Source organism: Fibrella forsythiae (assembly GCF_017353175.1).
Taxonomy (GTDB): domain Bacteria; phylum Bacteroidota; class Bacteroidia; order Cytophagales; family Spirosomataceae; genus Fibrella; species Fibrella forsythiae.
This window is the reverse complement of sequence record NZ_JAFMYW010000012.1, coordinates 155,838-181,955: the sequence shown is the minus strand read 5'-3', so window position 1 is coordinate 181,955 and position 26,118 is coordinate 155,838. Positions and strand designations below refer to the sequence as shown.

The following is a 26,118-nucleotide window of genomic DNA, read 5'->3' as shown; positions in this document are numbered from 1 at the left end:
CGGATAATGGGTATCAGCTACTGCATTGCTGATACCCATTATCCGGTCAGGGCTTTATGATTCGCATCTCCACGCGCCGGTTCAGCTGACGGCTCTTCTCGTAGTTGTTGGTTGCCACCGGCCGGGTGCCACCATAGCCCTTTGTCGTGATCCGGCTGGCCGCAATGCCTTTGCCGACAAGAAATGCCTTCACGGTTTCGGCTCGCTGTCTGGATAGCGTGACATTCTGATCAAAATCACCCTGATTATCGGTGTGCCCGGCTACTTCAATACTCACCGACGGATTCTGGGTCAGGAAGGTCAGTACCCGGTCAAGGTCGGTTTGGGCTTCGGGCACCATATCCGCTGTACTCTGTACAAACTGGATGGCCTTCAGCTCAATCGTCTGATCGGTAATGGTCAGCGGCGGTTTGGCAGGCGTGCTCACCGGGTCGGCTTTTGGAGCAATCGAAACCTTTTTCGGGGAAGATGCTGCCGCCGCTACAGGCGCAGGGGGCATCACGGCTTTGTTGAGCAGAATTATTTTCCCTGTTCTTCGATTAACCCGGCCATCCGAAAAATTCATTGATTCCTCATACGGAACATAGCTCTGCGCTCTAACCACCACTCTGAACGGCTCTTTGGTGCCCAACTCTAACCGGAAACTACCATCGGTGGCCGTGAACTTGGATTGAACTGTTCGGCCGTTCACCATTACTCCCATGACGGTTGCGCTGGCAATGGGTTGCCGGGTAGCGGCGTCAAGTACAAGCCCTTCAAGCGATGCCTTATCGTTTTGGCTAAACCCAGGTAACGTACTACAAAAAAAGCCCAGAATAAGGCCTGCTTTACTGAATATGGTCATACTACCTAAGCAACGGGAAATGGAGGCTAAAAGTACGTGGAAGCCGCTGATAAACCACAAAAAAGACTTGTTATACGTGGTGAAAATGAGTGACAAAAAGGTCCAGAAAATTGTTTATAAACTATTGATTTATAGTGATTTAGCTTCGTGCGAAATGGGGTGAAAAATGAACGCGTGAGTAGCCTTCTTTGTTAATAGTGTATGAGAGAAACAACCAACGTGTCGAGGGCTTCTATGCCTACGCAGATGCCCGTGCAGCCTGCTCCGGTAGACGAAAACTGGCGGACTGACGTCCAGCGAAAGTCGATCCCGGCGCAGGTGTTTTTGAATCACTTCTTCGCCATGGATTACCACATCCAGCATCAGAACGACCTGTTCGATCTGGCTAAGTTTCCGATCTTTCGTCAATTTGGCGGCCTCGGGGCGGCCGATCGGCAGTCGGTCTTAGAGAAGTTGTTGTTGAACAGTTGGAGTGCCGAATACGCCCTGCGAATCACGCCCGTTCTTAACGATCGGTCGGCCGATTCGGAGCAATACCTGCAAAGTTCATTGCACTGGACATTCCCGCAGGCGTACTATAGCATTCTGTTTAGCGCCCGGGCTTTTTTAGCCACCCAGAACATCAATGTCAGTAACGAAGAGCTGATCCGTAAGCGGATCGGTAATATGGTTGTTCGTGGGCATTATCCGGCCTCAGTAGGCTATTACGCGCTTGGCCCCATCAATAGCTACCGTATTCAGCGCCTGCCTATGGCCAAACGAATGGCTGAAGCGGGTCGGTTAGACCTGAATCTGCCATCGCGGAACACATCGGCTCAGATTGAAGTAGCGCAGTTCCTGAAAACCACGCGCGACCAGCGGATAAAAGCTTTACGCAATGCCGTTCAGAAGAATCCGAAAACGGCTATCCGTTCGGCGCGTACGGGTGAGATCCTGCAGAAGTTTGGCCCTGAACAGTACAAAGTACTGGCCCGGCAGATTGGCTACACGACCTATTTCGACATGCTCAGCCGGCTGCGTATTTCCTCAGCCAGTCCCAACGGTGGGCCGAGGGAGATTGAACGGTTTGTCGATTCGGAAGTAGATGTGCGGCTGTTCCACCAGAGTCTGGTCAGCATTGTGGCGCATGTGAACTCGATTCACGAAGCCTACATCGCTAAAGCACTGGGCATCGACCGGTATCGCCAACTGGTAGCCAAGCTGCCAACGTACCTGCAGGAGAGCTTCGTTCGCGAACGATTGAACACGGTCATTGAACCGCTGTTAGTAGCGGCTTCTGCTGAAGAGAATTAACTTTTCGGATTACTTCCTCTATGAAAGTCAGCCCCCGATTCGGCAACGAACTGGGGGCTTTTGCTTGGCAATCAGTGTGTTTCGGTATCGTTTAATAGCCATTCATTCTGATAAAAGAAATGATAATTCAGTACGGCGAAGCCTAATGACGTGTCAGAATAGCCAGTCCAACCCCCGAATCGGCCGCTCCATAGTATACCCACCATTCGTTTGGCCCCTTGCTCACCCAGCCATTGCTGAAAACAACGTTGGGGAAGAAGCCCTCCCTTTCCCAGATGAGTTCGGGTGTCAGCAGCGGCGCGGTTGATCGATCAAGGAGTTGGCCGGGGTCGTTGATGGATAGCAGCGCCAGCGCCAGCGCATATTCGTGTTGCTCGCTGGCGCCGTGGTAAAGTACCAGCCAACCCTCGTCGGTACGTACAGGTTCAGGGCCCGCCCCAATCTTCAGATAGTCCCAGGCCGACCCGGCGGCGCCGAAGACGTACCTGTGGTTGCCCCAGTGAATGCCATCCGGCGATTCACAAATCCAGACAGACGGTTTACCAATATCCGAGACCATAGGCCGATGCAGCATCACCAGATTGCCGTCCACGCGCTCGGGGAATAGACAGGCATCCTTATTTGGCGGCGGCAACACCATGCCTACGCGCTCGACGTGGACGAAATCGGTCGTTTTGGCTAAGCCTACGCCGGGTCCGTTGGCCGATACGGCCGTATAGGTGATCCAGTAGGTATCATCAATCCGGGTGATGCGGGCATCTTCCAGCCCAAACGCCTCATCGGGTCGGGCCGGGAACATAAACGGTTTCTCATCAATCGTAAAGTGGATACCATCGTGACTTCGTGCCAGTCTGAGGTGACTAAGGGATGTCAGGTACGTTTGCCCGTCGAGCGATACCACACGGGGGTCGTAGGGCCCCTCGGGCTCAGGAAACGACTTTACCGTCAGTACTGAATTACCGTTGATCGTTTCGACAATAGGTACGTGTAACCGGCCAGCTGCTGGGCTGGGTGCTTCGGCTACCCGAAGTAGCAGTAGAATTTCATCGCCGAACCGGCAGGCTGCCGGGTTGAATGCACCCAGTACCTCGAAGCCGTCGCCGTAGGGTTTTACATCAGTTGTTGTTAAAACAGGTTGGTCACTGTAGCGTTGGAGCGTGTATTTTTGCATCGGAGTAGAAGCCCGTTGGCTCAATTCATAGTAGCTTAACTAACCAACCGCGATTCGGTCGGTTAAGTGGTTCAGAAACCTATTCAACACACACAATGGCTTACAACGAAAACCTGCTCGATGATGAGCAAGACGACGTACTGATGATGAATCCAGATCCAGATGACGACGATGCTGAATTTGGCGATGAAGGCTCCGGCGCAACAAGCGGCTACGGCGATACCATCGACGATGAATTAAGCGACGATGAAGATATAGAGGAGCCACTCGAAGTAGACCCCGACGATGACCTGCGGGGCGATGACTTTGATGATGAAGATGATGACCTTTAAGTAACGAAACGATGCCAGAGGAAGCAGAAAAACAAGCCACGGACAACTCAACAGCGCCCGATAGCGAAACCCAGTCGTCGGCAGACTCTGCCCAAGGCGAACGTAACAACCCCGAGATCAACGAAGAAAAAACCGGAAGCCGGGTAAACGAACCGGCAGAAGGCGGGCGGTAATTTTTCAGTTAACAAAAATCAACGTACCCGGCTACCCGAACAGAGAGCAGAGTTTCGGGTAGCCGGGTACGTTGATATTTGTTAGCTGTTAATTGGTCATTGTGTGAATCAGTGCCGTTACGGGTTCGTAGAGCTTGACCCAGGCTAGCCGGGCAGCGACGACGATGAAGACAACACCCGTGATTCGATTGAAAGCCAGCGCCACTTTCGGAGTGAAAAATCGCTTCAATTTGTGCGCAAAAATGGCGAGTGCTGACTCGGCCGCGGCTACGCCAAGTAACGCTGATACCATGAAAACAACCTGTTGTGTGGTGTCGTAATTGAGCGAGTGCCGTATATAGGCGGCTATAGTAACCCACGACACGAAGTTGATCGGGTTCAGCGCATTCAGGAGAAACCCCGTTGTAAAGTAGTAAGCATAATTACCAAATTTGGTTTTGGGGTAGGCAATGCGTGGGGTGCCTTTTATAATATTGAACAGCCCCAGCGCTACCAGGAACACAACACCTACGGCCGCCAGAACAGGCTCCAGCGCCGTTGAATGGGGAATAATCGACGTACCCAGTAAGGCGAACGTAACGTAGATAGCATCACCCAGCACAACGCCGAGTGTGATGGTCAACCCAGCCTTGTACCCGTTGTCGACGCTGTTCTGAATGAGGGCAAAAAAAACGGTTCCGAAGGTCAGGCACAACGCCACACCTGTCAGAAAGCCGATGAGAATAGGTAAGAACATAAAAAGGTATAGTTGGCACAAGTAGCAGCCTGCGTAGCATTGAGCTAGTGTACTCGCCTCTACAGTAACTGCACTGTTTACTGCTACTGCCAATTGAGCACTTTTGTTTTCAGATGCCGCGCAGACGGGCTAGCATCAGCAAGCCCGCCATACTGATTGAGTCGGTGATTCGGCCATCCATGACCATCTGCACGGCTTCAGACAGGGGTGTTTTCAGTAACTGCAGATCTTCGGTCTCTTCCGGCGCGTGCAGGCCGGGTGTCAGGTCTTCGGCAATGTAGATGAAGCCTTCTTCGTCAGTGGCCGAATTCGATGTGTGAATACGGGCCATCTTCGTCCATTTTGCGGCAACAAATCCGGTTTCTTCCTGCAACTCGCGCTGGGCCGATTCCAGCATGTCCGTGCCAACGGGGCAGCCACCTTCCGGTATTTCCCAGGTGTATTCATTGAGTGCATACCGGTATTGCCCTACCAGGTACGTATAGCCCTCTGCATCGATCGGAATGACGCCAACCGCTTTGTTTTTGAAACTGACTACGCCATAAATGCCGGGGGTACCGGCGGGCGTAATTACGTTTTCGTGCCTGATCGACAGCCAATTATTTTCGTACCTGACCTCTGAGTCGAGCGTTTGCCAGGGGTTTTGCGTTGCGTCCATGCGGCGAAAATACGAACGATTTGGCCGGTTAGCCGTATCTTTATGGGCTCTATGAAGCTATTACAAGATGCCAAAACCCGCTGGATGGCCCTCTCTCTGCTGGTTGGCACTATTCTGCTGGTACTCAAATTCACGGCCTTTTTCCTGACCAACTCCACGGCTATTCTTACCGATGCGCTGGAGTCGATCGTGAACGTAATTGCCAGTGGCTTTGCGCTCTACAGCCTGTATATAGCTGGTCAGCCCCGCGACCTGAACCATCCGTATGGCCACGGAAAAGTGGAGTACCTCTCGTCGGGGTTTGAGGGAGCCCTGATTCTGTCGGCCGGGCTGGTGATTATTTATGAAGCGGTTGTCAGCTTTTTTGAACCAACCACCCTCACCGACCTGGGCTGGGGGCTGGCCCTGATTGCCTCTACAACGGCCGCCAATGCCCTGATGGGGTATGCGCTGACAAAGCAGGGAAAGCAAGCCGATTCGCTGGCGCTGGTTGCCGATGGCAAACACCTGCTGGTCGATAGTGTGAGCAGTGTAGTAGTAATCGTTGGGGTTGGGCTTGTCTGGTTCACTGGCTGGATGTGGCTCGACCGGGTGCTGGCCCTGGCCCTGTCGTTGTTCATCATCTACAATGGCTGGTCGCTGGTGCGCGAATCGGTTGGTCGTTTGCTCGACGAAACCGATATGCCAACTATAGACAAGGTGGTGACTGTACTGGCCGAAAACCGCCATCGAAACTGGATTGACGTGCATAATCTGCGCGTGCAGAAATACGGTGCCGACCTGCACATCGATTGCCACCTGACACTACCCTACTATTGGGATCTGCTGAATACCCACGATGAAGTGCACCGCTTTGAAGAAACCTTGCAACAGGGTTTTTCCAGCGAAGTAGAAATTTTCGTCCATGCTGACCCCTGCCTCGAAGAATGCTGTCATTATTGTCGGGTCGCCAACTGCCCGGTTCGGGTCCACGAATTTGTACGGGATATTGTCTGGACGGCCGAGAATTTGCCGCTGAATCAGAAGCACTTTGTGCCGTTGGGGGATTTGGAATAGGGGGTATAATGTATTGGAAACCAGGTACGTGTAACGGCAAGTTCAGAAAAGTCACCAGCCCAGCACTCCTTCGTGTAATAATATGCCGTAATGATGTCGCGCCTTGGGTGGGCTACTTTCAGTTTGTGGAGCTACGCGTCTTTCCGAAAATAGTATGTGACAGACTCAGGGATGCGCCAAGCGTGCTGGGGTACACCTCTCCGCAGTCGAGCGCGATAGCGGTTTGCAACCAAGTTTTGCTGAGTTTACCCAGTCCTGTCCGGGTGGATAGCAAAAACGAATATTGAGTCAGCGCACGATCGAACTGTTCAGCATACGTACCATAGTGCCAACTGTATGCTAGCTTGATTGTCCAGCGCAGTTTGTTTATTAATCGCCCTTCGGCACCCGCATAATACACCTCTACCCGGTTGTCGGCGAAAAAAACGGACCGATTGATTGCTGAACGAAGTTCGGTTTGGGGCGCAATAAATGGTGTGCCAATTGCCCGGCCATGGTAGCTCCATCCTTCACGGTACTGAGCATGGTTGAAATAATTGTCGGCTCCCTGATAAGCCGAATTGGGCACCCAGAATGTGGAACCGCTCTGATCCAGAGTGGTCAGGTACTCAAGCACGAAGTGATCAAGTTGACCGGCAGCCAATCTGTCGATGACCAGTCGTCGCCACGAAAAGCCGATTAGTCCGTCGGGAAGGTTCTGCCAAAGCAGGCCCGACACATCCTCGAACGGGTGCTGGAAATAGAGCAGTATTGTTTCGCGCGTGGTTGTTAATTGGATGCCCAGGTCGTGCCCGCCAACGTGATTGCCAATCCGGTAGGCTCCATCGAAACTGTTATAATCATCATTCTCGATATCGTTGGGCCGGGTAGCCATGATGATGTTGCCATAATATGAAAAGGAAGCCGGTAAACGTCCGTTCAACGCATAGGGTGAGGTTAGCAGATAATCGGCCTGCCCGCCCCACTGCACCTGATGGTTGAGACCCAGGTGTACTTTCAAGAATGATTTTGGTTTACCAAATCGCCAGTACAGGTATTTCTGATGCAGGTATGATCCCTGAATGTAAGCATTGGTAAACCAGCCGTGGGCGTAGCCTGCATTGATTGCTACGAAACGCTTCAGAAATTTCAGCGGTACGTAGCCCCGCGTAGCCAACTGAATTTTAGGGATTGGCAGTGCATTTCCAGAGCCAATGACAAAGCCGGAAGAAAGCAGCGAGTCGCCCAATCCGATTAATTCGCGCCGACGTCCGGCCCACATCTCAAACGTATTACTGCGCACGGTCACGTAGACTTCTGGCAGTAAAAGCTGGTTTCGGCTCCCCAGATTCAGCACCGGATTCAGCGCAAATCCCCAGCCAAACCGGTTAGTCTGGTGTGTTGCAGTATCTACTGCATTGTCTGTTCTCGACACCCGAACACGGACCATAGCCAGGGGTGCCGCTTGCGGAATAATTCCAAACTGATTCACTCGTAACCAGAACGGCGTTTCGCCGCAAGATGAGGTAATGCCCCCCGTTTCAATTTGAGCGTGAAGTGGGTGGGCTACCTGACCCCGAACAGCCTGGCTGAACAGGCCGGTTACCACCAGGCCAATGACGTTGGTGGCGATAAACTGCCTGTAGCGCATCCCTAAAATCATTGGCAGTTATTCGTTTGCTGACACAGGCTTAACGCAGTCGATGCTCTACTTTTTTCTGTGTTGGCCGCCCTGCTTTGGTCAAATAGGGGAGGAAGAATTACATTTTGTTCGGCAGTAAGATCTTTAAGAAGTTCTCTGGCCGCCTGTTCGAGCGTAGTTGCCGTAAACCGCGAGGTCACGCAGTTGGAGGTTGCGTTGGCAAAAGGGCACGATGTATTGTTGAATTGCTGTAAGGACTTGTGGGCAGCGTCGGCGGCAGTTTGCGCCCCTGATATGGCTGCAATTATGCCCGTTTCGTCATTCAGTTTATCCGACGCTAGATCAGCCGCCAGCGTAGCAAGCTTATTGGTATTTTTTGATCCCTGGCAACACGTCAGGTTGATGGGGCAGGTCAGATTACAGGCAAATAGCGCTGCTTCGGCCGCATTTTTTGTTGCTTGCCTGGCGTATTTGGTGGCAAGTGCTGTCCTTAGTGGTGCCAGCGCGCTGTTATACGCTCTTGTGAATTACATTAGAAGATAAGAAATTACAAAAGCACATGAGAATCGTTTAGGTTTACCACCGTAACTTGGGGAAGATGCACAACTATACAATTACAGAATTTCCAGACGATGGTGAATATTGGCTACTCTCTTGGGTAGGTCCAGTGGGGATCTATGAGAGCGATCACCGGATTGAGGTTGATCTGGTTGCCATCGACTACGAGCGATATGAAAAAGACCCCACCATCATTAGTTATATAAAAAAGACCGATCAGAATTTCGTAAAACGGAAAACGATAAAGTCAATAGGTATTGAGTGTCTGGTTGTTATTAACGTCGGAAGCGTTTGGAGAAATAAAAAGCTGGTAAGTACACCGCTTCGCAATTCTAAATTCAACGATCTGACGGTAAAACTGCGCCAAGCTGAGATGTCTACGATAAAACCGGTAAATTCTATCGTAGAGTTGCCATATAAGTACCACCCATTCTCAGGAGAGCACTGTAATTCAGATTGTTTAGTTATCGACAGTCCTTTTTTCACTGTCGAAAGCGGAAATCACAAGATTACCAAGATACTTATCCCGCCTTCTGAGTTAATGAAGTTTTATTACTGCGGGTCAAGCTATGTGATAAAACATCTAATTGGTACCGGGATACAGGACGACCAATTATTCACAAAGGCTGATACTAGGATTAATGATGAGACTAAAGAGGCCTATATCAATATGCGGAAAGGCACGGTCGATAACGATTGTCTTATTCTTGGTCGAATAGCCGTATGCTCTGTAGCCTTACAGAATGCAACAGATATTGGACGTCAAATTCGTTACGCGTTCTACAGCAAAAAGAAACCATATCTAAACGCAAAATTTCCCTTTAATGGAGCCACCACGCTTTCTGTTAAAGGCAAAGTTATTTGTCTGAAAGAAGGCATAGACAACCCTGAATATGGCTTCTTAGTGTACGCTATATTGTTGTGTACTGCTCCCTTTCCCTTTGAGAAACTGTTTTTTGACCGGGATAACAATAATCAGCAAACGGAAGATGCATTAGAGGAAAAAAAGGCGTCTCCTTCAGCTTTAAAAAAGCCAGCTGATCCAACCCCTAATGCATCTATAAGTTCAACTGAATCAGCCGATAGCCACTTCAGCAACGTGCTGACTCCTATACCTATCGATGATCGATTTGGCCATGTGCCACCCGCCGAGCGTGTTCAAAAGGATCAGCAAAAAGTGCGAACAATCGGACGAGTCCCTATATATACGATTGATACAGAGACTTATACCACTTCAGGTCTTCCTTCAGATACTACCGGTATTGCGCCTACTACTTTAACCACAGAAGACAATCAAGACCTTGGTAACACCGATTACACTGCTTTACAACGCATTGTATCGTGTCTCCGGTGGTTCAATCTCTACTGTTTATATTATAATTGGTACGAATGGAAGTACTCTCCTTCTTTTATTGATTTCCCATTTCCCGCTTATCTGGGCACCAATCAATCAGTCAAAAACTGGCGTTTAATAAATTCAGTAAGAGGTAAAAGTAAAGTACCACTTAAAGTTCGGCGTTTGACTATTGTGAAAATCATTCATGGCGGAACCGGTTTTTATCTGGTCGACTGTGAAGCCAGAACCAGCGAACGATTCAGTCGCGTTCTTTTACATACACCTGGCCGATTCAACATAGATCATTTACTTATGGCAAAAACCATCAGTTTATTAATGGACAACAAAGGCATTTGGAGTAAGTGTGATTTAACGTCCTTCAATATCATAAAACAGCCCTTTGACCATTTGAAAAAAGATAGTCCGTCTGCTGTTGCAGAACGACTTGTACGATATATCAATCGTTTTTAGATAGTAACCAGCATCCAGATTTTCCCTGTTCTATATATAATGCTTGCTAAAACGTTCGGTGCCGCAGTTTATGGTGTAAATGCAAGGCTACTAACTGTAGAGGTTAGTGTCAGTCAAGGCGTTGGTACTTCTGTCCTCGGTCTTTCCGAGAATGCCGCTAAGGAAAGTCTACAACGCATTGATGAGGCGCTTCAAAATGGAGGATATCAACAAAGTCATCAGAAAACGGTAATCAACTTATCCCCCGCTGACATTCGAAAGGAGTGCTCATCCTATGATCTGCCGATTGCACTTTGTTTAATGGCTACTTCTGGCAAGCTTTCTTACCAAAAAAACCTTGACGATTATGTGATCCTAGGTGAGCTTGCTCTAGATGGCAAGCTACGTCCAATAAAGGGTGTACTTCCTATTGCCATTGAAGCACGACGTCAAGGGTTTAAAGGATTCATTTTACCCACTGAAAATGCTCTAGAGGCCTCTATTGTCAACATGTTAGATGTTATTGGTGTAGATACGCTGACAGAAGCCATAGAATTCTTACAGAATGAGCGAGTTATTGAGCCGTTGATAACGGACACACGGGACCGGTTTTTACACAGTATTGGTGAGCCTGAGGCCGACTTTTCGCACGTGCAAGGCCATGAGACGATAAAACGATCTTTAGAAATTGCCGCTGCTGGGGGGCATAATGTCATTTTGATTGGTCCACCTGCAGCAGGTAAAACCATGTTAGTCAAACGACTCTCTTCAATTCTACCCCCCTTAACACTAATGGAAGCGCTGGAAACGACTAAAATCCACTCAATAGCCGGCAAATTGGGCGTCAATTCAACATTGTTAGCTAGACGCCCGTACCGAAATCCACACCATTCGATTAGTGACGTTGCTTTTGTAGGGGGTGGTAGTATACCTCTGCCTGGTGAAGTATCTCTGGCACACAATGGGGTATTATTCCTCGATGAACTTCCAGAGTTTAATCCAACCGTATTAGGAGGGCTTGGACAGCCTTTGGACGATCATAAAGTGGTTATTTCATCAACACCCCAAGCTGTAGAGCTCCCGGCTAGCTTTATGCTTATTGCTTCCATGAACTCTTGTCCTTGTGGAGCTTATAGTCACCTAGAAAAAAGATGTAGTTGTACTTCCGAATCTATTCAGAAGTACCTGAACATGGTTCCAGGACCACTTTACGACCGAATTGACATTCACGTGGAAGTTGACCCTATAAACTCTGAGTCAACAGCATCTAATCGTAAAATTGAATCATCAGAACAGATCCGAGAGCGAGTTATACAGGCACGTGAAAAGCAATCCAAGCGGTTTGAAGGGTCAAACATCATTCACAAGAATGCGATGATGACTGCCGAGATGGTGCAAGAGGTATGTATAATTAATGACGCCAGTAAGGCATTACTTAAGAGAGCTATTGATCGCCTTGGTTTGTCACCTAAAGCCTATAACCCTATATTGAAGGTGGCAAGAACTATCGCTGACTTAGCTGATTCGACAAATATTGGCTTCGATCATTTAGCTGAAGCAATTCAATACCGTAGCTTGGATAAAGATAAATGGGGAACTAAGTAGCGTGTAGATTTCCATTCAAACTTGTGAAAACTTGCTAATTATGCCTTTCTAAAATGTCTTTAGATAGATAATTTAAAGTGTTGATTAAGCATATTCTACTTAACTCCCAATCTGTACTCCAACCGAATTTCAAGTAAAGGCTTAACTAAATGAAAAATTGATCGATTTACTAAATTGTTTAATATTGAAAGTGTGTATACAGATGGAGCTTTAAATAAATTTCTTCCAACAATTTCATAAGAAAACTTACCAGATGTTGGCTTGTATAACACCCACAAATCAGCAAATAGTGCTGATGACTTGATATCATTAATATAATAATTGTTTTGTTCAACTTTAAAGTTGCCCTGAAACTTATTATTTGATGCACTTATTCGTAAATTTCCATAAAACGAGAGATCATAAAACTTATTTGAAATTTGATAAGATGATAGAGTCGCCATATTAATTTTTGAGTTAGTGAGTCCAAAATCCACGTTAAAGGGAAATTTGAAGGCACTACTCATTATTAATTTAAATTCACTTTTATCGATTTTATTTTGAAATAATTGATTCTCATTAAATCCTAAATAACTACTTGCATGTGCAAACGAGCCAGACAGATTGATTCTTGTTCGAATAAAATGAAAGTATTTATCAAAATTAGTGGCTATCTGATATGTCTCAGATGGATAACTTACTGGTTTTAATTGCAAATATGATATTCCATTCTGCAAACTATTGAAATTTGTATAAGGCTTATTTGTTACTGAATAAAGTACTTGAGTATTTGATGTTAAAAAAACGTATGGATTAGAGATAACAAAATTAAATAAAGCTATATGATCTCGGCGCATATTAAATGAACCAATACTCTCAGAGAATGTCCTATAGTTAGACATATATATACCTTGAGATATTTCAGTAATATTTGGGGGTACCCCAATCGAGGTTAGTAGTAAATTCGTTGAAATACCATCCTTGATTTTATATTTAACTTCGCCGTATAAGTTTGTTAATGGTATTCGATTCAACTGATAATGTTCTCCATTTAATAGTATAGGAGAAAAATTACTCACACTTACTAGTTGATTTGAGACGCCGCTAGCCAATGTCCATTTTTTTGAAAACCATGTAAAAGTAGTTTCAAAGGCGTATGTTTTATTATTATAAATCGAATTCCTACTTAAAGAATCGTTTGTCAAATATTCTATTCCATTTGAGATAATTCTCAGTTTGGATGAAAGATTATTATCAATTGAAGAATAATTAGCAGCAAAAGACAAGAGAAGTGATTTATAATGCGTCAAATATTTAACTCTAAATATCTTTACTGACTCTTCTAAATTAGTATATTGCCTAAATCCGTTGATCGTATCAGTAATACTCAAAGGAATATAACTATACAAATAAGAATTAGCTAGATAATTATCAAGATAATTCTTATTTGAGAAATATAAAGACACCTGAAATGCTTGGTTTTTCGTAAGCCTGTTTGTAAGATCTACAGAATGAGTATATGCATTTCCGTTTTGATTATAGAAAGATGAAGATTTCCCAGAATTAATACTAGAACTAGCATAGAAACTATTACTGTTGCAATTAAAACCAAAAGAAGACCTGATTTTAACTTCGCAACTATCTGTAATCAGGTAATCTAATTCTAGATTACTTTTTAGTTGTGTAGGGTTTCTACTGTAAAAAACATTCTCTGAGTTATTTACTTCTTGTACAGTTTTTAAAAGGGAAAAATTATTGGAATACGATTGAGATAGTTGATCCTTATATGCATATACCCAGCTTCTGAATTTAAACTTTGATAATGTTTTTGAAACATTTACAGCTCCCATTCGCGCTTTATTTGAAACAAATCGTTGCTGTGGTATACGTGGAGTATTTATTATTTCATTAATACCAAATCTTACAGGATTTATCAAAATTTTACTTAGGTCAGTAGATGCAGGGTTATTAACTAGTCCTTCAACTTCAGAGCCAGGATTATTACCTACGTCATTAAAATTTGAGAATTGACCAATTTTAAACTTTGAATTTATAAGAAAAAACGAGTTTGTTAATTCATACTGACTATTATTGCTCGTTCCAAGTTTAAAATCACCAAAAGGCAATCCTTTAACGTCACTTCGTAGCCTTAAATTTAAGATTGTTTTATCTGAACGTGTAATCCCCTGTAGTAATCGATTATCATTATAATTTTCAATTGCATCAACTTTATCAATTACATACTCAGACATATTTTTCGTTATCAACTTATAGTTGGTTGAAAAGAAATCATCACTTTCTATAGTTATTTTATCAACTACTTTTCCATTAAATGATACAGTTCCATTACTTGATACTTGGACCCCTGGTAACTTTTTTAATAGATCTTCAACGCTACGCTCTGAGCCGTCCCTAAAATTTGATGCTACAAACGTTGTAGAATCTTTATTTACTTGAAAAGGAATTACCTTTCTTATAATAACCTCATTCAATAATGTTTCAGATTCATAAAGTATAATACTAATTTCTTTTTGTGCTCTAAGATAAGTTTTATCTAGCCTATCTTCGTAAGATTTATATCCTAACCGGCTAACGGATATAGTTAAGGAATCAGGACTTTCTGTTGGAATTACATATATACCTTTTACATCTGTAGAGCCATAGGCTATAATTTGAGTAGATGGCAACGACAACTTAACAATAGCAAATGGTACTGGAATTAAATCCTTAGAAATAACTTTAATTTTTACGCTCTGTTGCGCAATAGCTGTAAATGATAATTTTAACACAATAACTTGTGTTAAAATTACATACATATTAATTCTCTTCCAGTTCAAGGCCTTGACTAACAGTGTTAAATGAAAATTTTACTCCCATAGACTCAGCTTGCGCTTGAACTTTTTGAAGATTAGTTTCTGCTTGTTTTGAAAAGGTTTTTAAATCAAGAGCTTTTTTAATTAAATCTTCTTGTCCATAATATTTTAATACTTTATCATCTATTTTAATTGATACAAGTTGAAAAGCTACTAAATTATTTTCATCAAATGCCTCAATCACTAGACCCGGAAGACCATATAACTTCCACGGACCAGAGCTAATAGGAATTTGGTTAGTATACCATACCTTATAGTTCCTTCCTGCTACTTTTCCTACAGCTGAATTACAAACGAAATTACCGATTGTTTTTGTTTCTTTTTGTAGATTCCATTTAATAATATGAACTGTGTCTTTTACTAGCTTCCTTACCATAAAAGCCCTTTTATGGTACACATGAATATTTTTATATAAATCACGATATACAACAAGTGAATCAGTAATCTGACTATTCTTGGTATTAGTTGTACCTTCAGTCGAATTAGTATTAGTCCGTTTAGTTACCGTTATAAGATCTGTTTTATAGTATGACTCGCCCGCACTGTTAAAGTATAAATCACCAGTAAGTGTATCATTAACAGAGGATGGGAAGTTAAACTTGTATTTATATGTTGCTTTACCATACAAAACTGCAGGTGCCTGACCATAGGTCAATGTCGCTACGGCGAAAAATACCAATATTATATAACTTTTCATTGTTTTAGTGTGCTTAGTTTGATTAGAGGTTAACATAATTCGTTAACCTCTAATCAAGCGGGGACGAATTTGACTGATTTAACTATTAATCGCAAGCCTGCGTACCACCACTCATGTATTCTATTACACTACATATTATATCCATTTTACTACCGGCTTCGGCACATGTTGCTCCTGTTGTAATGATAAGTTCATTTACCGCGTACCCTTGTGAATCCACAGATTCGACTACAGTAGATAGCTGGCAATAAAATACCTTCATCTGAGCCTCAAAGCTAGATTTTTGCTTCTTACTAGATGGGTTTTCCTTTAAAGTAGTTTCTTCAACTCCTGAAGTTTTGGGTGTTGAGGCATTGGTGACAAAAGGAGTGCCCACAAAAAAAAGAGAAACGAGAACGAGTTTTACAAATTTCATGTGTTTAGTGTTTAAGCATTTTGGGATTAGAGAGTAATTGCATTACTGAAGTATACCGAAGTACCACATTACAGCTTTGAGCCCGTCAACCATATTACCTGCCTCTTCGCAAGTAGCTGCAGTTGCATTTATAGCCAGGTCCACGCAGTTTCCATCACTATTACGAACTTGGACAATTGTTTGTACAGAACACTGCACTGTAGGTTTGCTTTTCACCTCAGTATGTGATTTTATGCCATGATCCTTCTTGTCACTTGCAAGACACGGTTTGCTTAGCCAAGCACTTAGCATTGTACTTAGTAAAAGTACCTTGATAGATGTTTTCATGAAAGTTTGTGTTTAATTAGAAATAGATGTACTTAGTAATATTACTAACGCTATTTACTCAACAAATAGATACGTTTGATAAGTAACTAAATCGATTTATTAAACGGCTTATATGTAGTATTACTCATATATAAGTTACAAATATTCAATGCTTACTTTCCGTGACTTTACAATTAACGTGTTGTATATACTATAAACAACATGTTGATAGTATACCATTGTTAAGCGTCTATTCACGGCTATCAGAAAACAATAGAACACTTAGTGAACATCTCAATTATGGTCCTGAAAAATAGAATGAGTCCTTGCTTAACTACGGGTATTCTAGCAAGTCCCAACTGAAATACTACCCAATATTCAGACAGTGGTTACAATGTGATACTGATGCATATTTTGTCACACAAATCATCGCCCTCATGGGACGTGCCCATCGCACATTTAGTACTCAACAAAAAAGTCAGATTGCTTTGGAGGCGATCCGCGAACGCAAAACGCTAAGTGAGATTGCCCAGCAACATGACGTCTACCCCACACAGATTAAGGTCTGTAAAAAGTAAGTTACCGAAGGCATGATCACCCTTTTTGAGCAGTCCAACAAAAAGCTGACCGACGACACAGAGGCCAAGATCGCACTACTCTATCAACAGATTGGGCAGTTCCAGTTCGAGTTAGATTGGCTCAAAAAAACACAAAACTATGACCTGAGCCAAAGTAAAAAATGCATCGATCCAGCCAGTAAGTTAAGTATCGAGCGGCAATGCGCCCTGTTGGGGCTGGCTCGATCCAGTTTCTACTATACGCCGCGTGGCGAGTCGGCTTACAACCTCGAACTTATGAAACTCATTGACAAACAGTATCTGAATACTTCCTTTTTCGGGGTGGGGCAGTTCACCGACTGGCTTCACCAACAGGGGCATAAAGTCAATCCTAAACGAGTACGGCGACTGCTGCGGCAATGGGTTTGTGGGACGTTTGTCCGTGGCCACACTCCGAAAGCGGTCTTTGAATCATAGCCTGGGGCGGTTAATTTTGCGCCTCCCAATCGGCTTCTAACGACAGGACTGTTCGTCCGTCCTTTGTTTCAAGCAAGGCAGAACAGTACGAAACGGTCTGAAAATCGCCCCTTCACCAAGTGGCATCTATTTATAACTCGCCCATTTTTTGTCCAATCAATGGGGAGTACCTCAGCTGTACCACCTCGAGGCATGTTTAACGACACAACTGTATGAACTGGAACCCTCTTGGTCACCTGGATCGAATCGAACGCAGAACGCAGGATAGGTAAAATCGAAAACAGCCTGAAATAGCAGCGTTTCGTCACGGCTGGAATTGTGCTTTCCCGAGTCAGGCCGGTATATAACACTAATTATACAGGTTAGATACCATTTTTCTGATAGCAGTTTATACGTTAAGATCTACTTATCCAACTATTGATATGAACAGATTCTTAAATAAAATTCAACGAATGTTTCTTCAAAAGTTAGCCGAGGAAGAGACTCAGGAGCTAATTACGGCCTTGAACACAGTACTTAGTCAACCGATGCAAGTGCCTGAGTATATTACTGAAGCCGGAGAGCTATTAAAGTAGGCTACTGTAATAGCCAATTCAGGTGACTACGAGAGCGCGTTATCTACATATGAGCAAGCAGTTGACATTTACTCACGACATAATGACACTCCTTCACTGAGTATCCTTTTTAGAAAGTCGAATTATCTCTATAAATCAGGGCGCAAGAACGAAGCCTGGCAGCATCTCAAACAGTTAAACACGCTCCAAAATGGCCAGATTGGCGATATTTTAGACAAAATGCGTCTATTTCAACAAAGGGAGGGTAATATAGAGCTAGTACTTGTGTACGCCTCAATGGCCCATTTAGCTTATGCAAAGGCAAGTCAGCAGAGAGCCATAGATCATTGTAACGATGATTTTAGAATGATATGGCCTGAAAGTACCTTAGCTGTAATACTTAATAAGCCTATTTATCAGCGGTTTGAAACGACAGTAAGAGCGTTTATTATGTCTAAAGAGCCTGTACTGCAACGTCTTGATATACTGAGCACAGAAGCCGATTTACTCGCTTTATTGTCTAAATAATTAACAATTCTTACACACCATAGCCATTTGCGGTCAATCTTGTCGTTGACCTTGTAGGGGGTAAACAGCCGTTCAAGGATACCATTGTAAAACCGCTTTTCATCCGGTACAGGTGGTGCCTGCACCATGAGTACGGGCATCCGCACATGGTCTTCGCCGGGCAGTACATAAGCGGGGTGCTGTTGGAGAAACCGGTCAGCTATGACCGTTTTTCCATTGTTAGTGTGCCCCACCAGCAATAAGTTTGGCATGCGGTGGGTAGGAGGGTGGACCAACAGGTCTTCCATACAGTCCATGGCTCTTTTAGCCAACGGGTAGCCTATAATAGGGCCAGTGGCCAAATCGCGCACCCGTTGAGGGGCCGCCTTGTCCAATGTTACCAATAAATCGGGGTTTAGGTGGTCCATGTAGTTAGAGTGAATCAAATGGATCAAACTGACGGTGTTCAGCTGCCAGGGAAGGCTGGGCGGGTGATTTGGTTAAGGCTGCTAGCCGAGCTTCATGCACTGGTTGGCGCTGCCCCTTGCGGCGCACCTGTTTGGTGAGCTTTCCCGCTGCCTCCTCGATTTGGCGCATAGCCTCATAAGCGGCAAAAATACTGTCTTCATTGATGGTCACTTGCTGTTCCCTAGCTCGTTTGAGCGCCTCTCGGTGCTCCCAGATGCTCATCGGTGGCCGGGAGGTGTCCCGGTAGGGGATGGGGAAGTAGGCCTTGAGTTCGGGATCATAGAAATAGATAATGCTTACATCGCGCGGGTCACGTTTAAACAGCATCTTGAGGCGGTGCTTATACTTTGTTGGGTCTGTGGTTTTAATCCACCGTCGCAACACATCAGCATAGTAGTAGATATGGTCGATCAATACGCCGTACTCCTGCACGGTACGCTCCTCAAAGGGCATAAAATCGAGCCGCACTTTTTCGGGGTTGTATGTTCGAAAGGGCAAACCTGTCCCAGATTGGCCATCGCGTCCCAATAGGCCCTGCCGGAAATACTCCAGCGGGCTCGTTCCCAGGCTACTGTGTATGCGCTTATGATACACTTCAGTCACGTAGGTCAGCAGCCACTTTTCCAGCTCGTCTAGTGTCATCGTCGCCTTTTGCTCGGAAGGATAACGCCCTCGTTCTCTGGTATTGGAAAAGGTGGTACCCGGTAGGGTATGCATCTCCCGGGCGACAGTCCCCAAGAGCCGTTCAATATGACCTCCATATTGGGGCCGGGCAACGGGACGCCAATTCAATTCGATTCCATATTCTTCGCAGGCCCGTTTAATCATGGTTCCCCGAAACTCTTTGGCGTTGTCCAGGTGTATCATTCGCATAACGCCCCAGCAGGGCCATTCACCACCCAGGTTGTGACTGGCTAACAGGGTCTCTTTGGGCAAAATTGCGTTAGCGATGCAGAGTCCGGTACCCATTGCGCCAGGTGGATCGAAGGAAACGTAGAAGCCCACCACCATGCGGCTGAACACATCGATCGCCAGCGTAATCCAGGGCCGCCCCAAGGGTTGCCGATGGAGGTTATCGACAAGTATCAAGTCCAGTTTGGTGTGATCAATCTGCACCACTGCCAGAGGAAAATCAGCCCCGGGGAAATTGCCTCTCAGGGGGGCCAGTTGTTCATCGGCAATTGGTTTACCGTACCGGAACCTTAACCGTGTATACTCGGTGAGTTGCCTCACCCGGTTTCGAACGGTGTTTGGATGAGGCTCTTCCAGACCTGCCTGCCGGCATTGGCTAACCAGCGATTGGTAGACTTTAGAAATTGGCTTGCGTTGAACCGATAGGTATTCCTGCCGGATTGTCTCCTCGATGAGCACCTCAACTTCCGGACTAAGTCTATTTTTACCTTTTCCTCCATCCCTAGGGTAATCCATCAAAGCCGATACAAGCCCTGTACGCTCATAGCGCTCCAGCCATCGGTAAAGCGTACTGACGCTGACCCGGTTTTCTTTGGCAATCGCTTTGACCAATGCACCATCACTTCGATTGGCTAAAATGGGCTTTATCAGGTTATACCGACGGGTCGCTAAAGCCCACGCCTCTTCGTCAGCCAACTGAATTTCAGGGCCAACCGGGGCTGCTTGAACCGAAGGTGTCAAACCAGTTACCTGTAGCACAGCAATGTGGTCATCAATAACCCGGTGGGCCAGTATCCGACGATCATCCAAAATGGCTTTCACCTGATACGTATCTCCTTCAAAATCGACTGCAGCTCCTGGTGTGATATATATTTGGTTGACAATCTGAGGATTCATAGTCTTCGGCGCGGTTTACTAAAGTGGGGCATCGGCCCGTCGAGTGACCAGATGGGCGTTTTCATGCTTAATTTATGGGTTAATTCGATGCCAACCATTTCCAGACTCACCATGTGCCAGAGGACATACAAATAGTGAGCCTGGTGAACTAGATCGCGGGCGGCCAGCTGAATAATCTCTTGCGGCGTCGTCTGTGGCACCTGTTTTAGAATCATCTCTAGCCGTTCGACGTAACCCGGCTCAATGAGTACTGTCCGATAGCGGTTCAAGAATCGGGCATTCTCCAGGTACTCCGTCCGAATCTCTTTTTCGGTTAGAATCTTGAATTCCATTCCGTTTTCAGCGGCAAACTGGACCGCCGCACGAAACTTTGGTTTCAACTCGTGCCATTTTGCCCACAGGTCGACGCGGTACTTTACCTCGCACAACCGGGGTTTTAGCCAACAACCTGGTGCTCGCTCCTGCCGGTAACGAATAAGCATATCTGGCGTGTACGTACGCGGTTTACCGGCCTGATCTATGTAATGGATACAGACAGGTTGCTCCTCGTATGATTCTACGTTGGTGTCGAATTCAAGTAGGCTTATCAAGTCCCTCTCTAGTGTTGATTCAAATTCATGGAGTCGATCATTCTTCTGACTAGGCGCTACACCTGATACGGAGGAATAACGAAGGGGTATTTTACGGACGGGCATACAAAGGGTTCTTGTTATCTCTTGTAATAAGCCAAAACACTCTCACTCTCTTCTGTCAATATTCTCATTAAGTTGTAGTAAATCAGGCCAAAAACTGGTCTAATTTTCGCACAATTTAATGTATTTGACACGCCGCCTGATCATACGCTTTTTGCGCTTTGTCTAAATTGGCTTTCTCCGGCACGCAGCAGTGATCCTCTAGCATTCGGCTGAGGTCGATGCAGCTAAAGGGTAATCCGGTTGCTACTAACAGGCAACAGATTGCCAGCAGTCGATTGACAGGTACATGCTTCATGGCTAACTCATTTAGGGTGTCTAGGATATGAGTAGCACAAAGGGGGGAAACGTCCGGCTGGCGGCTAGTACGCTGTCTTACGATTGATTCAACGGTAATTTATCGGTCTCGTCAGACTGCTGGTAAAGATTCGGTTTCAGAAACGTTGCCTGTCTCAACATGGACGTGCAGCGCCAGTTCTCTCAGCCTGCTTAAACAGTCGCATTTTCGCTTACGAGCAGATTCGGCACTATTTAACCCCACCCGGATCGCTACGGTGCTCATGGGCAGTTTGTCAAAATAATACAGCCTCAAAATCAGACGGCATCGTTCATCGAGTATGCTCATGAGCCGTTCCAGCAACACATCTTCACTGGCTGTATCTGTCGATGGCTCTGATGCGTAATCAGCTAACGTGGAAGCACCCCGTAACGGCTCATGCCTACGTAGCCGGGAGCGCCAGAGATTCTGGGTTAGTTTATACAGGTACGTACTGAGCTTTCCTTGCAGGCAGGTCAGTTTGCCTGATGTAACATTGGTGAGGAGAGCCAGCATCACATCCTGATATACATCCTGAGCGTCCTGGCGGTTGCCTCCGTTCAGCAGAATGTAATGCTGGATGAATAATCGATACTTTTTGTAAATCCATATCATTACTACTGGATCACCTTCCAGCATAAAATCAATCAGACGTTGATCCGTATAAACTGGTTTCATGCCGATTTATCGGTGTATAACATCGATATAGTTAATTTTTTACTTTGAAAAATACAAATAATCTAAAAATTAAGTTAAGTATTATAAACTAGTTATTATACGGAATAAATAGATGGGTCCGTGAATTTGCTTAGGTACGTGACTCGGTAAAATCTTTATTTATTACACACTATTCATTAGATAACTTGACATATTCGCGGAAAAAATTGTACCTTTCGAGTGTATCATTTCACTGATGCTACCGGGTTGGTTCACCACAAAAATGATATTCAGGTTGTATTCTGAACTGGAAAGACGGGCTGCCCTACAGCCCGCCTTTTTTTTTGCCGTAGATTCGGGTGGTATTTACCTTATACGTTGACAAACTAACTCAAACGAGATAGCCGCTATGACTAACCTGAATCGCCGGTCGTTCCTGCAAGGAGCTGGCGCACTTGCTGCCACAGCCGTATTACCTACCTGGGCCGAAGCCGCTCCAACGAAGCTGTCGTTCGACATTTCGTTGGCTGAATGGTCGCTGCACAAGGCTTTGTTCGGAAAGCAGATAACTAACCTCGATTTCCCTGGTATTGCCAAGAAAGAGTTTGGCATCAGCATTGTCGAGTATGTCAACCAGTTCTTTAAAGATAAAGCGCAGGACAAAACCTATCTGGACGAACTACTGATGCGTTGCAAAGACAACGGCGTAACCAATCACCTGATCATGATCGATGGCGAAGGTCCGCTGGCCGATCTGGACGCTGCGAAGCGTAACCAGACCGTTGAAAATCATAAAAAGTGGATTGAATGCGCCAAGTATCTGGGCTGCAAAACCATCCGCGTCAATGCGCAGGGTAGCGGCTCGCCCGAAGACGTAGCTAAAGCAGCCGTAGAAGGCCTCAGCAAGTTAGGTGAAGTAGGTAAGGCGTCGGGTATTAACGTGATTGTTGAGAACCACGGGGGTATTACCTCAAACGGTGCCTGGCTGGCCGGCGTAATCAAGCAGGTAGGGATGAAGAACGTAGGTACGTTGCCCGATTTTGGTAACTTCTGTATAAAGCGCAGTGCCACCGGCTGCGATGATTCGTATGACCGTTATAAAGGCACGCAGGAACTAATTCCATATGCCAAAGGGCTGTCGGCTAAAACGTATGATTTCGACGAAAAAGGTAATTGCGTGGAGACCGACTATACTCAGATCATGAAGATCGTGAAGGAGAGCAAGTTCAAAGGGATCATCGGGATCGAATACGAAGGCAGCAAGTTAGACGAGTACGCCGGTATCCGCAAAACCAAGGAATTGCTGGAGCGGGTGGGGTAAACTGATTTTGGATTGGGGATTTTGGATTTATGGCTAACGCGCAATCTGTCTCAAGAACAGGCAGACGCGTTGGCCGTAAATCCAAAATCCCCAATCCAAAATCAGTTTACGCTTTCTCGCAGAATTCTTCGAGAGCCATTTCGAGGTGCTGGGCGATCATTTGAGCCGACCGGCCTTCGATGTGGTGCCGCTCGATAAAGTGCACCAAATCACCATCTTTAAAAATACCAATGGCTGGCGACGATGGAGGGTAGGGGAGCAGATACTCACGCATTTTCGCCGTAGCGTCGAGGTCAGCACCGGCAAATACCGTCACCAGGTTATCTGGTTTTACATCGGTTGTTGCCAGGGCCATTTTCACACCCGGCCGGGCCGCGCCGGCAGCACAACCACAAACTGAGTTTACAACAACGAGCGTGGTGCCTTCAGCCGCCATAGCAGCGTCAACGTCGGCAGCAGTCGTCAATTCCTGGAAACCTACGCTAGTAAGGTCTTCCCGCATGGGGGCAACTAAATGAGGAGGATACATAGTGATTTACAAAGTATGATTTACGAATGACGATTCATGTGATAGTTGCGAACTACGCCGCAGGGCCTACAAAGCGTAAGTCCTGCGGCGTAGTTCCTACATAAATCCGAGTTCAAATTTGGCTACTTCCGACATCATATCGGATGAGTAGGCCGGGTCGAAGGTAAGTTCAACACTGACATCGTTCACCCCTTCTACGTTGCGCACCGCCTGCTCAATTTCGCCCGGAATAGATCCGGCAGAAGGGCAGGAAGGAGACGTTAACGTCATCAGGATGTAGACGTTATTGACGGGGAATATCTTGATCTCGTAGATCAGGCCAAGCTCATACACGTCCACCGGAATTTCGGGGTCATACACGGTCTTAAGGGCCAGAACGACCTGTTCTTTCAATTCAGTTTCTGACATAATTGTCGCATTCATAAGGTGTCAGGCGTTTGCCATAGCAAACGATTTCATGCGTTGGATCATTGAGGCCATGCCGCCTGCCCGCCGCGAGGTAACCAGGTTGCTGAGGCCGATACGGTCAATGAAATACAAATCAGCAGTGGCCACGTCGTCCGGTTTCTGATCAGACAGCACCCGTATGAGTAAGCTTACCAAGCCCCGGCTAATCTGGGCAGTGGGTTCGGCGTCTGCTTCAAAATGCACCAGGTCATTATTTAGTTCGCTGTTCAGCCACACCTTCGACTGGCAACCGGGAATCAGGTTCTCAGGTACGTGCAATGAATCAGGGAGCGGCGGCAGCTTTTTGCCGAGGTCAATGATGTACTGGGTTTTATCTAACTGATCATCGAACAGGTCAAATTCCTCAATGATCTCGTCTTGCTTCTCGTTTATCGTCATGCTTTGCTTACGCCATCATCGCTTTTACACGGTGGAGCCCTTTCACGAGCTTATCGATTTCGTCGGTTGTGTTGTAAACGGAAAACGACGCCCGCGTGGTTCCGGCAATACCAAGGCGGCGCATTAGCGGCTGGGTGCAGTGGTGCCCCGTTCTGACGGCAATGCCCTGCTGATCCAGAATAACGCCCGTGTCTTCGTGGTGAATACCGTCCAGTACAAACGAGATCACGCTGACTTTTTCTTTCGCATTTCCTATAATACGCAGACCATCAATGCTTCGTAGCGCGTCGGTAGCATAAGACAGCAACTCGTGTTCGTAGGCGGCGATATTTTCTTTTCCCAGCGAATCAACGTATTCGATTGCATTTTTAACCGCAATCACATCGGCGATATTAGGCGTACCTGCTTCGAACTTGTACGGAATATCGTTGTAGGTCGTCTTCTCGAAGGTTACTTCCTTGATCATCTCGCCACCGCCACGGAAGGGGGGCATAGCTTCTAGGATGGCGCGTTTGCCATACAATACGCCCATACCGGTTGGGCCAAACAGTTTGTGGGCCGAGAAGACGTAAAAATCACAATCGAGCGCCTGTACATCAATATCAATGTGCGAGGTCGCCTGTGCCCCGTCGATCAACACCACCGCGCCAACTCCGTGAGCTTTGTCGATGATCGTTTTGATCGGGTTGATGGTGCCCAGTGCGTTGGATACGTGAACGACCGATACGATTTTAGTGCGTTCGGTGAGCAGTTTTTCGTACTCATCCATCAGCAGTTCGCCCTCATCATTGATCGGAATGACTTTCAGTACGCAACCACGCGCTTCGCAGAGCATCTGCCAGGGCACAATATTCGAGTGGTGTTCGAGCGTCGAGATAATGATCTCATCGCCAGGTCCCAGGTACGTTTGTCCGTAGGTTTTAGCGACGAGGTTAATTCCGTCGGTGGTACCGTAGGTGAAGATGATCTCCTCGGCCTCTCGGGCGTTCATGAACGTTTGAATAGCCCGCCGCGTGGCTTCAAAATTAGCCGTAGCCCGTTCGGCCAGCGCGTGGATACCCCGGTGAATATTGGCGTTATCGTGTTCGTAGTAGCGGGTAAGCGCATCGAGCACGGTGCGGGGCTTCTGCGTGGTGGCGGCGTTATCGAAATAAACGAGCGGCCGCCCGTTGACGAGTTGGTCAAGTACCGGAAAATCGGCCCGTATCTTCTGAATGTCGAGCGGTGTCTGCGTAATGGCTTGCATGCTTATAGAACACTGGAACAGGGCTAAAAAGTTGGC

25 protein-coding genes are annotated in these 26,118 nt (G+C 46.1%); 8 read left to right on the top strand and 17 right to left on the bottom strand.

The features are described from left to right. Positions 1-46: 46 nt before the first annotated feature. Entirely contained in the window at positions 47-844 is a 798-nt protein-coding gene (locus J2I46_RS28970; protein ID WP_207332597.1) for an OmpA family protein, read from the bottom strand. A 201-nt stretch (positions 845-1,045) separates the two neighbouring features. On the opposite strand from J2I46_RS28970, the gene J2I46_RS28965 reads away from it, so the two are divergent. After that, on the top strand, positions 1,046-2,137 hold the full coding sequence (locus J2I46_RS28965; protein WP_207332596.1) for a hypothetical protein: 1,092 nt from the start codon (positions 1,046-1,048) through the stop codon (positions 2,135-2,137). A 142-nt stretch (positions 2,138-2,279) separates the two neighbouring features. Here the strand turns inward: J2I46_RS28965 and J2I46_RS28960 are convergent, their stop codons facing one another. Further along, positions 2,280-3,308, bottom strand: coding sequence for a glycoside hydrolase family 130 protein (locus J2I46_RS28960; protein ID WP_207332595.1), 1,029 nt, complete (start codon positions 3,306-3,308; stop codon positions 2,280-2,282). A gap of 95 nt (positions 3,309-3,403) precedes the next feature. Between J2I46_RS28960 and J2I46_RS28955 the strand changes: the two genes are divergently transcribed. Beyond that, positions 3,404-3,640, top strand: a complete 237-nt coding sequence (locus J2I46_RS28955) for an adhesin (RefSeq protein WP_207332594.1) — start codon at positions 3,404-3,406, stop codon at positions 3,638-3,640. A gap of 11 nt (positions 3,641-3,651) precedes the next feature. After that, positions 3,652-3,813 carry a hypothetical protein gene (locus tag J2I46_RS28950; protein WP_207332593.1) on the top strand — a complete coding sequence of 54 codons (162 nt, stop codon included), beginning with the start codon at positions 3,652-3,654 and terminating at the stop codon, positions 3,811-3,813. A gap of 88 nt (positions 3,814-3,901) precedes the next feature. Here the strand turns inward: J2I46_RS28950 and J2I46_RS28945 are convergent, their stop codons facing one another. Further along, positions 3,902-4,549, bottom strand: a complete 648-nt coding sequence (locus tag J2I46_RS28945) for a LysE family translocator (RefSeq protein WP_207332592.1) — start codon at positions 4,547-4,549, stop codon at positions 3,902-3,904. A 109-nt stretch (positions 4,550-4,658) separates the two neighbouring features. Beyond that, the gene (locus J2I46_RS28940; protein WP_207332591.1) at positions 4,659-5,207 is read right to left on the bottom strand and encodes an NUDIX domain-containing protein; all 549 of its coding nucleotides are present in this window, start codon (positions 5,205-5,207) and stop codon (positions 4,659-4,661) included. A gap of 51 nt (positions 5,208-5,258) precedes the next feature. Here J2I46_RS28940 and J2I46_RS28935 point away from each other — a divergent pair, with 51 nt between their 5' ends. Next, positions 5,259-6,263 (top strand): cation diffusion facilitator family transporter, encoded by a 1,005-nt coding sequence (locus J2I46_RS28935; protein ID WP_229380006.1) that lies wholly within the window; start codon positions 5,259-5,261, stop codon positions 6,261-6,263. A gap of 118 nt (positions 6,264-6,381) precedes the next feature. Here J2I46_RS28935 and J2I46_RS28930 read toward each other — a convergent pair whose 3' ends face one another. Continuing rightward, positions 6,382-7,905, bottom strand: a complete 1,524-nt coding sequence (locus tag J2I46_RS28930; RefSeq protein ID WP_207332590.1) for a capsule assembly Wzi family protein — start codon at positions 7,903-7,905, stop codon at positions 6,382-6,384. A gap of 577 nt (positions 7,906-8,482) precedes the next feature. On the opposite strand from J2I46_RS28930, the gene J2I46_RS28925 reads away from it, so the two are divergent. Together J2I46_RS28925 and J2I46_RS28920 are read left to right on the top strand one after the other, a co-directional pair. After that, positions 8,483-10,249 carry a hypothetical protein gene (locus tag J2I46_RS28925; protein ID WP_207332589.1) on the top strand — a complete coding sequence of 589 codons (1,767 nt, stop codon included), beginning with the start codon at positions 8,483-8,485 and terminating at the stop codon, positions 10,247-10,249. 39 nt (positions 10,250-10,288) lie between these two features. Continuing rightward, positions 10,289-11,833: a YifB family Mg chelatase-like AAA ATPase gene (locus tag J2I46_RS28920; protein WP_207332588.1), complete on the top strand. Its 1,545-nt coding sequence runs from the start codon at positions 10,289-10,291 to the stop codon at positions 11,831-11,833. 95 nt (positions 11,834-11,928) lie between these two features. Here J2I46_RS28920 and J2I46_RS28915 read toward each other — a convergent pair whose 3' ends face one another. The 4 genes from J2I46_RS28915 to J2I46_RS28900 all read right to left on the bottom strand — a co-directional run bounded on the left by J2I46_RS28915 (position 11,929) and on the right by J2I46_RS28900 (position 16,124). Beyond that, positions 11,929-14,628 carry a carboxypeptidase-like regulatory domain-containing protein gene (locus J2I46_RS28915; RefSeq protein ID WP_207332587.1) on the bottom strand — a complete coding sequence of 900 codons (2,700 nt, stop codon included), beginning with the start codon at positions 14,626-14,628 and terminating at the stop codon, positions 11,929-11,931. 1 nt (position 14,629) lies between these two features. Further along, positions 14,630-15,382, bottom strand: a complete 753-nt coding sequence (locus J2I46_RS28910; protein ID WP_207332586.1) for a GLPGLI family protein — start codon at positions 15,380-15,382, stop codon at positions 14,630-14,632. Positions 15,383-15,467: 85 nt separating this feature from the next. Beyond that, entirely contained in the window at positions 15,468-15,797 is a 330-nt protein-coding gene (locus J2I46_RS28905; RefSeq protein ID WP_207332585.1) for a hypothetical protein, read from the bottom strand. Positions 15,798-15,839: 42 nt separating this feature from the next. After that, a complete protein-coding gene (locus J2I46_RS28900) occupies positions 15,840-16,124 on the bottom strand; it encodes a hypothetical protein (protein ID WP_207332584.1) in 285 nt (94 codons plus the stop codon). A gap of 569 nt (positions 16,125-16,693) precedes the next feature. Between J2I46_RS28900 and J2I46_RS28890 the strand changes: the two genes are divergently transcribed. Continuing rightward, on the top strand, positions 16,694-17,137 hold the full coding sequence (locus J2I46_RS28890; protein WP_207332582.1) for an IS3 family transposase: 444 nt from the start codon (positions 16,694-16,696) through the stop codon (positions 17,135-17,137). A 970-nt stretch (positions 17,138-18,107) separates the two neighbouring features. Here the strand turns inward: J2I46_RS28890 and J2I46_RS28885 are convergent. From J2I46_RS28885 to J2I46_RS28870, 4 genes are all read right to left on the bottom strand, one after another. Further along, complete coding sequence (locus J2I46_RS28885; RefSeq protein ID WP_207332581.1) at positions 18,108-18,626, bottom strand: TniB family NTP-binding protein; 519 nt, start codon at positions 18,624-18,626, stop codon at positions 18,108-18,110. A 4-nt stretch (positions 18,627-18,630) separates the two neighbouring features. Further along, the gene (locus J2I46_RS28880) at positions 18,631-20,475 is read right to left on the bottom strand and encodes a TnsB C-terminal domain-containing protein (RefSeq protein ID WP_207332580.1); all 1,845 of its coding nucleotides are present in this window, start codon (positions 20,473-20,475) and stop codon (positions 18,631-18,633) included. Continuing rightward, a complete protein-coding gene (locus J2I46_RS28875; RefSeq protein ID WP_207332579.1) occupies positions 20,472-21,065 on the bottom strand; it encodes a TnsA endonuclease N-terminal domain-containing protein in 594 nt (197 codons plus the stop codon). The genes J2I46_RS28880 and J2I46_RS28875 overlap by 4 nt, the downstream gene beginning before the upstream one ends. 511 nt (positions 21,066-21,576) lie before the next feature. After that, positions 21,577-22,161, bottom strand: a complete 585-nt coding sequence (locus tag J2I46_RS28870; RefSeq protein ID WP_207332578.1) for an RNA polymerase sigma factor — start codon at positions 22,159-22,161, stop codon at positions 21,577-21,579. A 388-nt stretch (positions 22,162-22,549) separates the two neighbouring features. Between J2I46_RS28870 and J2I46_RS28865 the strand changes: the two genes are divergently transcribed. Beyond that, positions 22,550-23,461 (top strand): TIM barrel protein, encoded by a 912-nt coding sequence (locus tag J2I46_RS28865; RefSeq protein WP_207332577.1) that lies wholly within the window; start codon positions 22,550-22,552, stop codon positions 23,459-23,461. A gap of 106 nt (positions 23,462-23,567) precedes the next feature. Here the strand turns inward: J2I46_RS28865 and J2I46_RS28860 are convergent, their stop codons facing one another. The 4 genes from J2I46_RS28860 to J2I46_RS28845 all read right to left on the bottom strand — a co-directional run bounded on the left by J2I46_RS28860 (position 23,568) and on the right by J2I46_RS28845 (position 26,082). Then, positions 23,568-23,990: a BrxA/BrxB family bacilliredoxin gene (locus J2I46_RS28860; protein WP_207332576.1), complete on the bottom strand. Its 423-nt coding sequence runs from the start codon at positions 23,988-23,990 to the stop codon at positions 23,568-23,570. Positions 23,991-24,086: 96 nt separating this feature from the next. Beyond that, the gene (locus J2I46_RS28855; RefSeq protein WP_207332662.1) at positions 24,087-24,398 is read right to left on the bottom strand and encodes a DUF59 domain-containing protein; all 312 of its coding nucleotides are present in this window, start codon (positions 24,396-24,398) and stop codon (positions 24,087-24,089) included. A 21-nt stretch (positions 24,399-24,419) separates the two neighbouring features. After that, a complete protein-coding gene (locus J2I46_RS28850) occupies positions 24,420-24,836 on the bottom strand; it encodes a SufE family protein (RefSeq protein WP_207332575.1) in 417 nt (138 codons plus the stop codon). 7 nt (positions 24,837-24,843) lie between these two features. After that, on the bottom strand, positions 24,844-26,082 hold the full coding sequence (locus J2I46_RS28845) for a cysteine desulfurase (protein WP_207332574.1): 1,239 nt from the start codon (positions 26,080-26,082) through the stop codon (positions 24,844-24,846). Positions 26,083-26,118: the final 36 nt, after the last annotated feature.

Coding starts and splice junctions, on each gene's coding strand:
- J2I46_RS28955 (WP_207332594.1), top strand. CDS start 3,404: ATGGCTTACAACGAAAACCTGCTCGATGATGAGCAAGACGACGTACTG.
- J2I46_RS28890 (WP_207332582.1), top strand. CDS start 16,694: ATGATCACCCTTTTTGAGCAGTCCAACAAAAAGCTGACCGACGACACA.
- J2I46_RS28905 (WP_207332585.1), bottom strand. CDS start 15,797: ATGAAATTTGTAAAACTCGTTCTCGTTTCTCTTTTTTTTGTGGGCACT.
- J2I46_RS28855 (WP_207332662.1), bottom strand. CDS start 24,398: ATGTCAGAAACTGAATTGAAAGAACAGGTCGTTCTGGCCCTTAAGACC.
- J2I46_RS28940 (WP_207332591.1), bottom strand. CDS start 5,207: ATGGACGCAACGCAAAACCCCTGGCAAACGCTCGACTCAGAGGTCAGG.
- J2I46_RS28910 (WP_207332586.1), bottom strand. CDS start 15,382: ATGAAAAGTTATATAATATTGGTATTTTTCGCCGTAGCGACATTGACC.
- J2I46_RS28885 (WP_207332581.1), bottom strand. CDS start 18,626: ATGGACCACCTAAACCCCGATTTATTGGTAACATTGGACAAGGCGGCC.
- J2I46_RS28935 (WP_229380006.1), top strand. CDS start 5,259: ATGAAGCTATTACAAGATGCCAAAACCCGCTGGATGGCCCTCTCTCTG.
- J2I46_RS28925 (WP_207332589.1), top strand. CDS start 8,483: ATGCACAACTATACAATTACAGAATTTCCAGACGATGGTGAATATTGG.
- J2I46_RS28950 (WP_207332593.1), top strand. CDS start 3,652: ATGCCAGAGGAAGCAGAAAAACAAGCCACGGACAACTCAACAGCGCCC.
- J2I46_RS28850 (WP_207332575.1), bottom strand. CDS start 24,836: ATGACGATAAACGAGAAGCAAGACGAGATCATTGAGGAATTTGACCTG.
- J2I46_RS28915 (WP_207332587.1), bottom strand. CDS start 14,628: ATGTATGTAATTTTAACACAAGTTATTGTGTTAAAATTATCATTTACA.
- J2I46_RS28945 (WP_207332592.1), bottom strand. CDS start 4,549: ATGTTCTTACCTATTCTCATCGGCTTTCTGACAGGTGTGGCGTTGTGC.
- J2I46_RS28880 (WP_207332580.1), bottom strand. CDS start 20,475: ATGAATCCTCAGATTGTCAACCAAATATATATCACACCAGGAGCTGCA.
- J2I46_RS28900 (WP_207332584.1), bottom strand. CDS start 16,124: ATGAAAACATCTATCAAGGTACTTTTACTAAGTACAATGCTAAGTGCT.
- J2I46_RS28865 (WP_207332577.1), top strand. CDS start 22,550: ATGACTAACCTGAATCGCCGGTCGTTCCTGCAAGGAGCTGGCGCACTT.
- J2I46_RS28845 (WP_207332574.1), bottom strand. CDS start 26,082: ATGCAAGCCATTACGCAGACACCGCTCGACATTCAGAAGATACGGGCC.
- J2I46_RS28965 (WP_207332596.1), top strand. CDS start 1,046: ATGAGAGAAACAACCAACGTGTCGAGGGCTTCTATGCCTACGCAGATG.
- J2I46_RS28920 (WP_207332588.1), top strand. CDS start 10,289: ATGCTTGCTAAAACGTTCGGTGCCGCAGTTTATGGTGTAAATGCAAGG.
- J2I46_RS28860 (WP_207332576.1), bottom strand. CDS start 23,990: ATGTATCCTCCTCATTTAGTTGCCCCCATGCGGGAAGACCTTACTAGC.
- J2I46_RS28930 (WP_207332590.1), bottom strand. CDS start 7,905: ATGATTTTAGGGATGCGCTACAGGCAGTTTATCGCCACCAACGTCATT.
- J2I46_RS28870 (WP_207332578.1), bottom strand. CDS start 22,161: ATGAAACCAGTTTATACGGATCAACGTCTGATTGATTTTATGCTGGAA.
- J2I46_RS28960 (WP_207332595.1), bottom strand. CDS start 3,308: ATGCAAAAATACACGCTCCAACGCTACAGTGACCAACCTGTTTTAACA.
- J2I46_RS28970 (WP_207332597.1), bottom strand. CDS start 844: ATGACCATATTCAGTAAAGCAGGCCTTATTCTGGGCTTTTTTTGTAGT.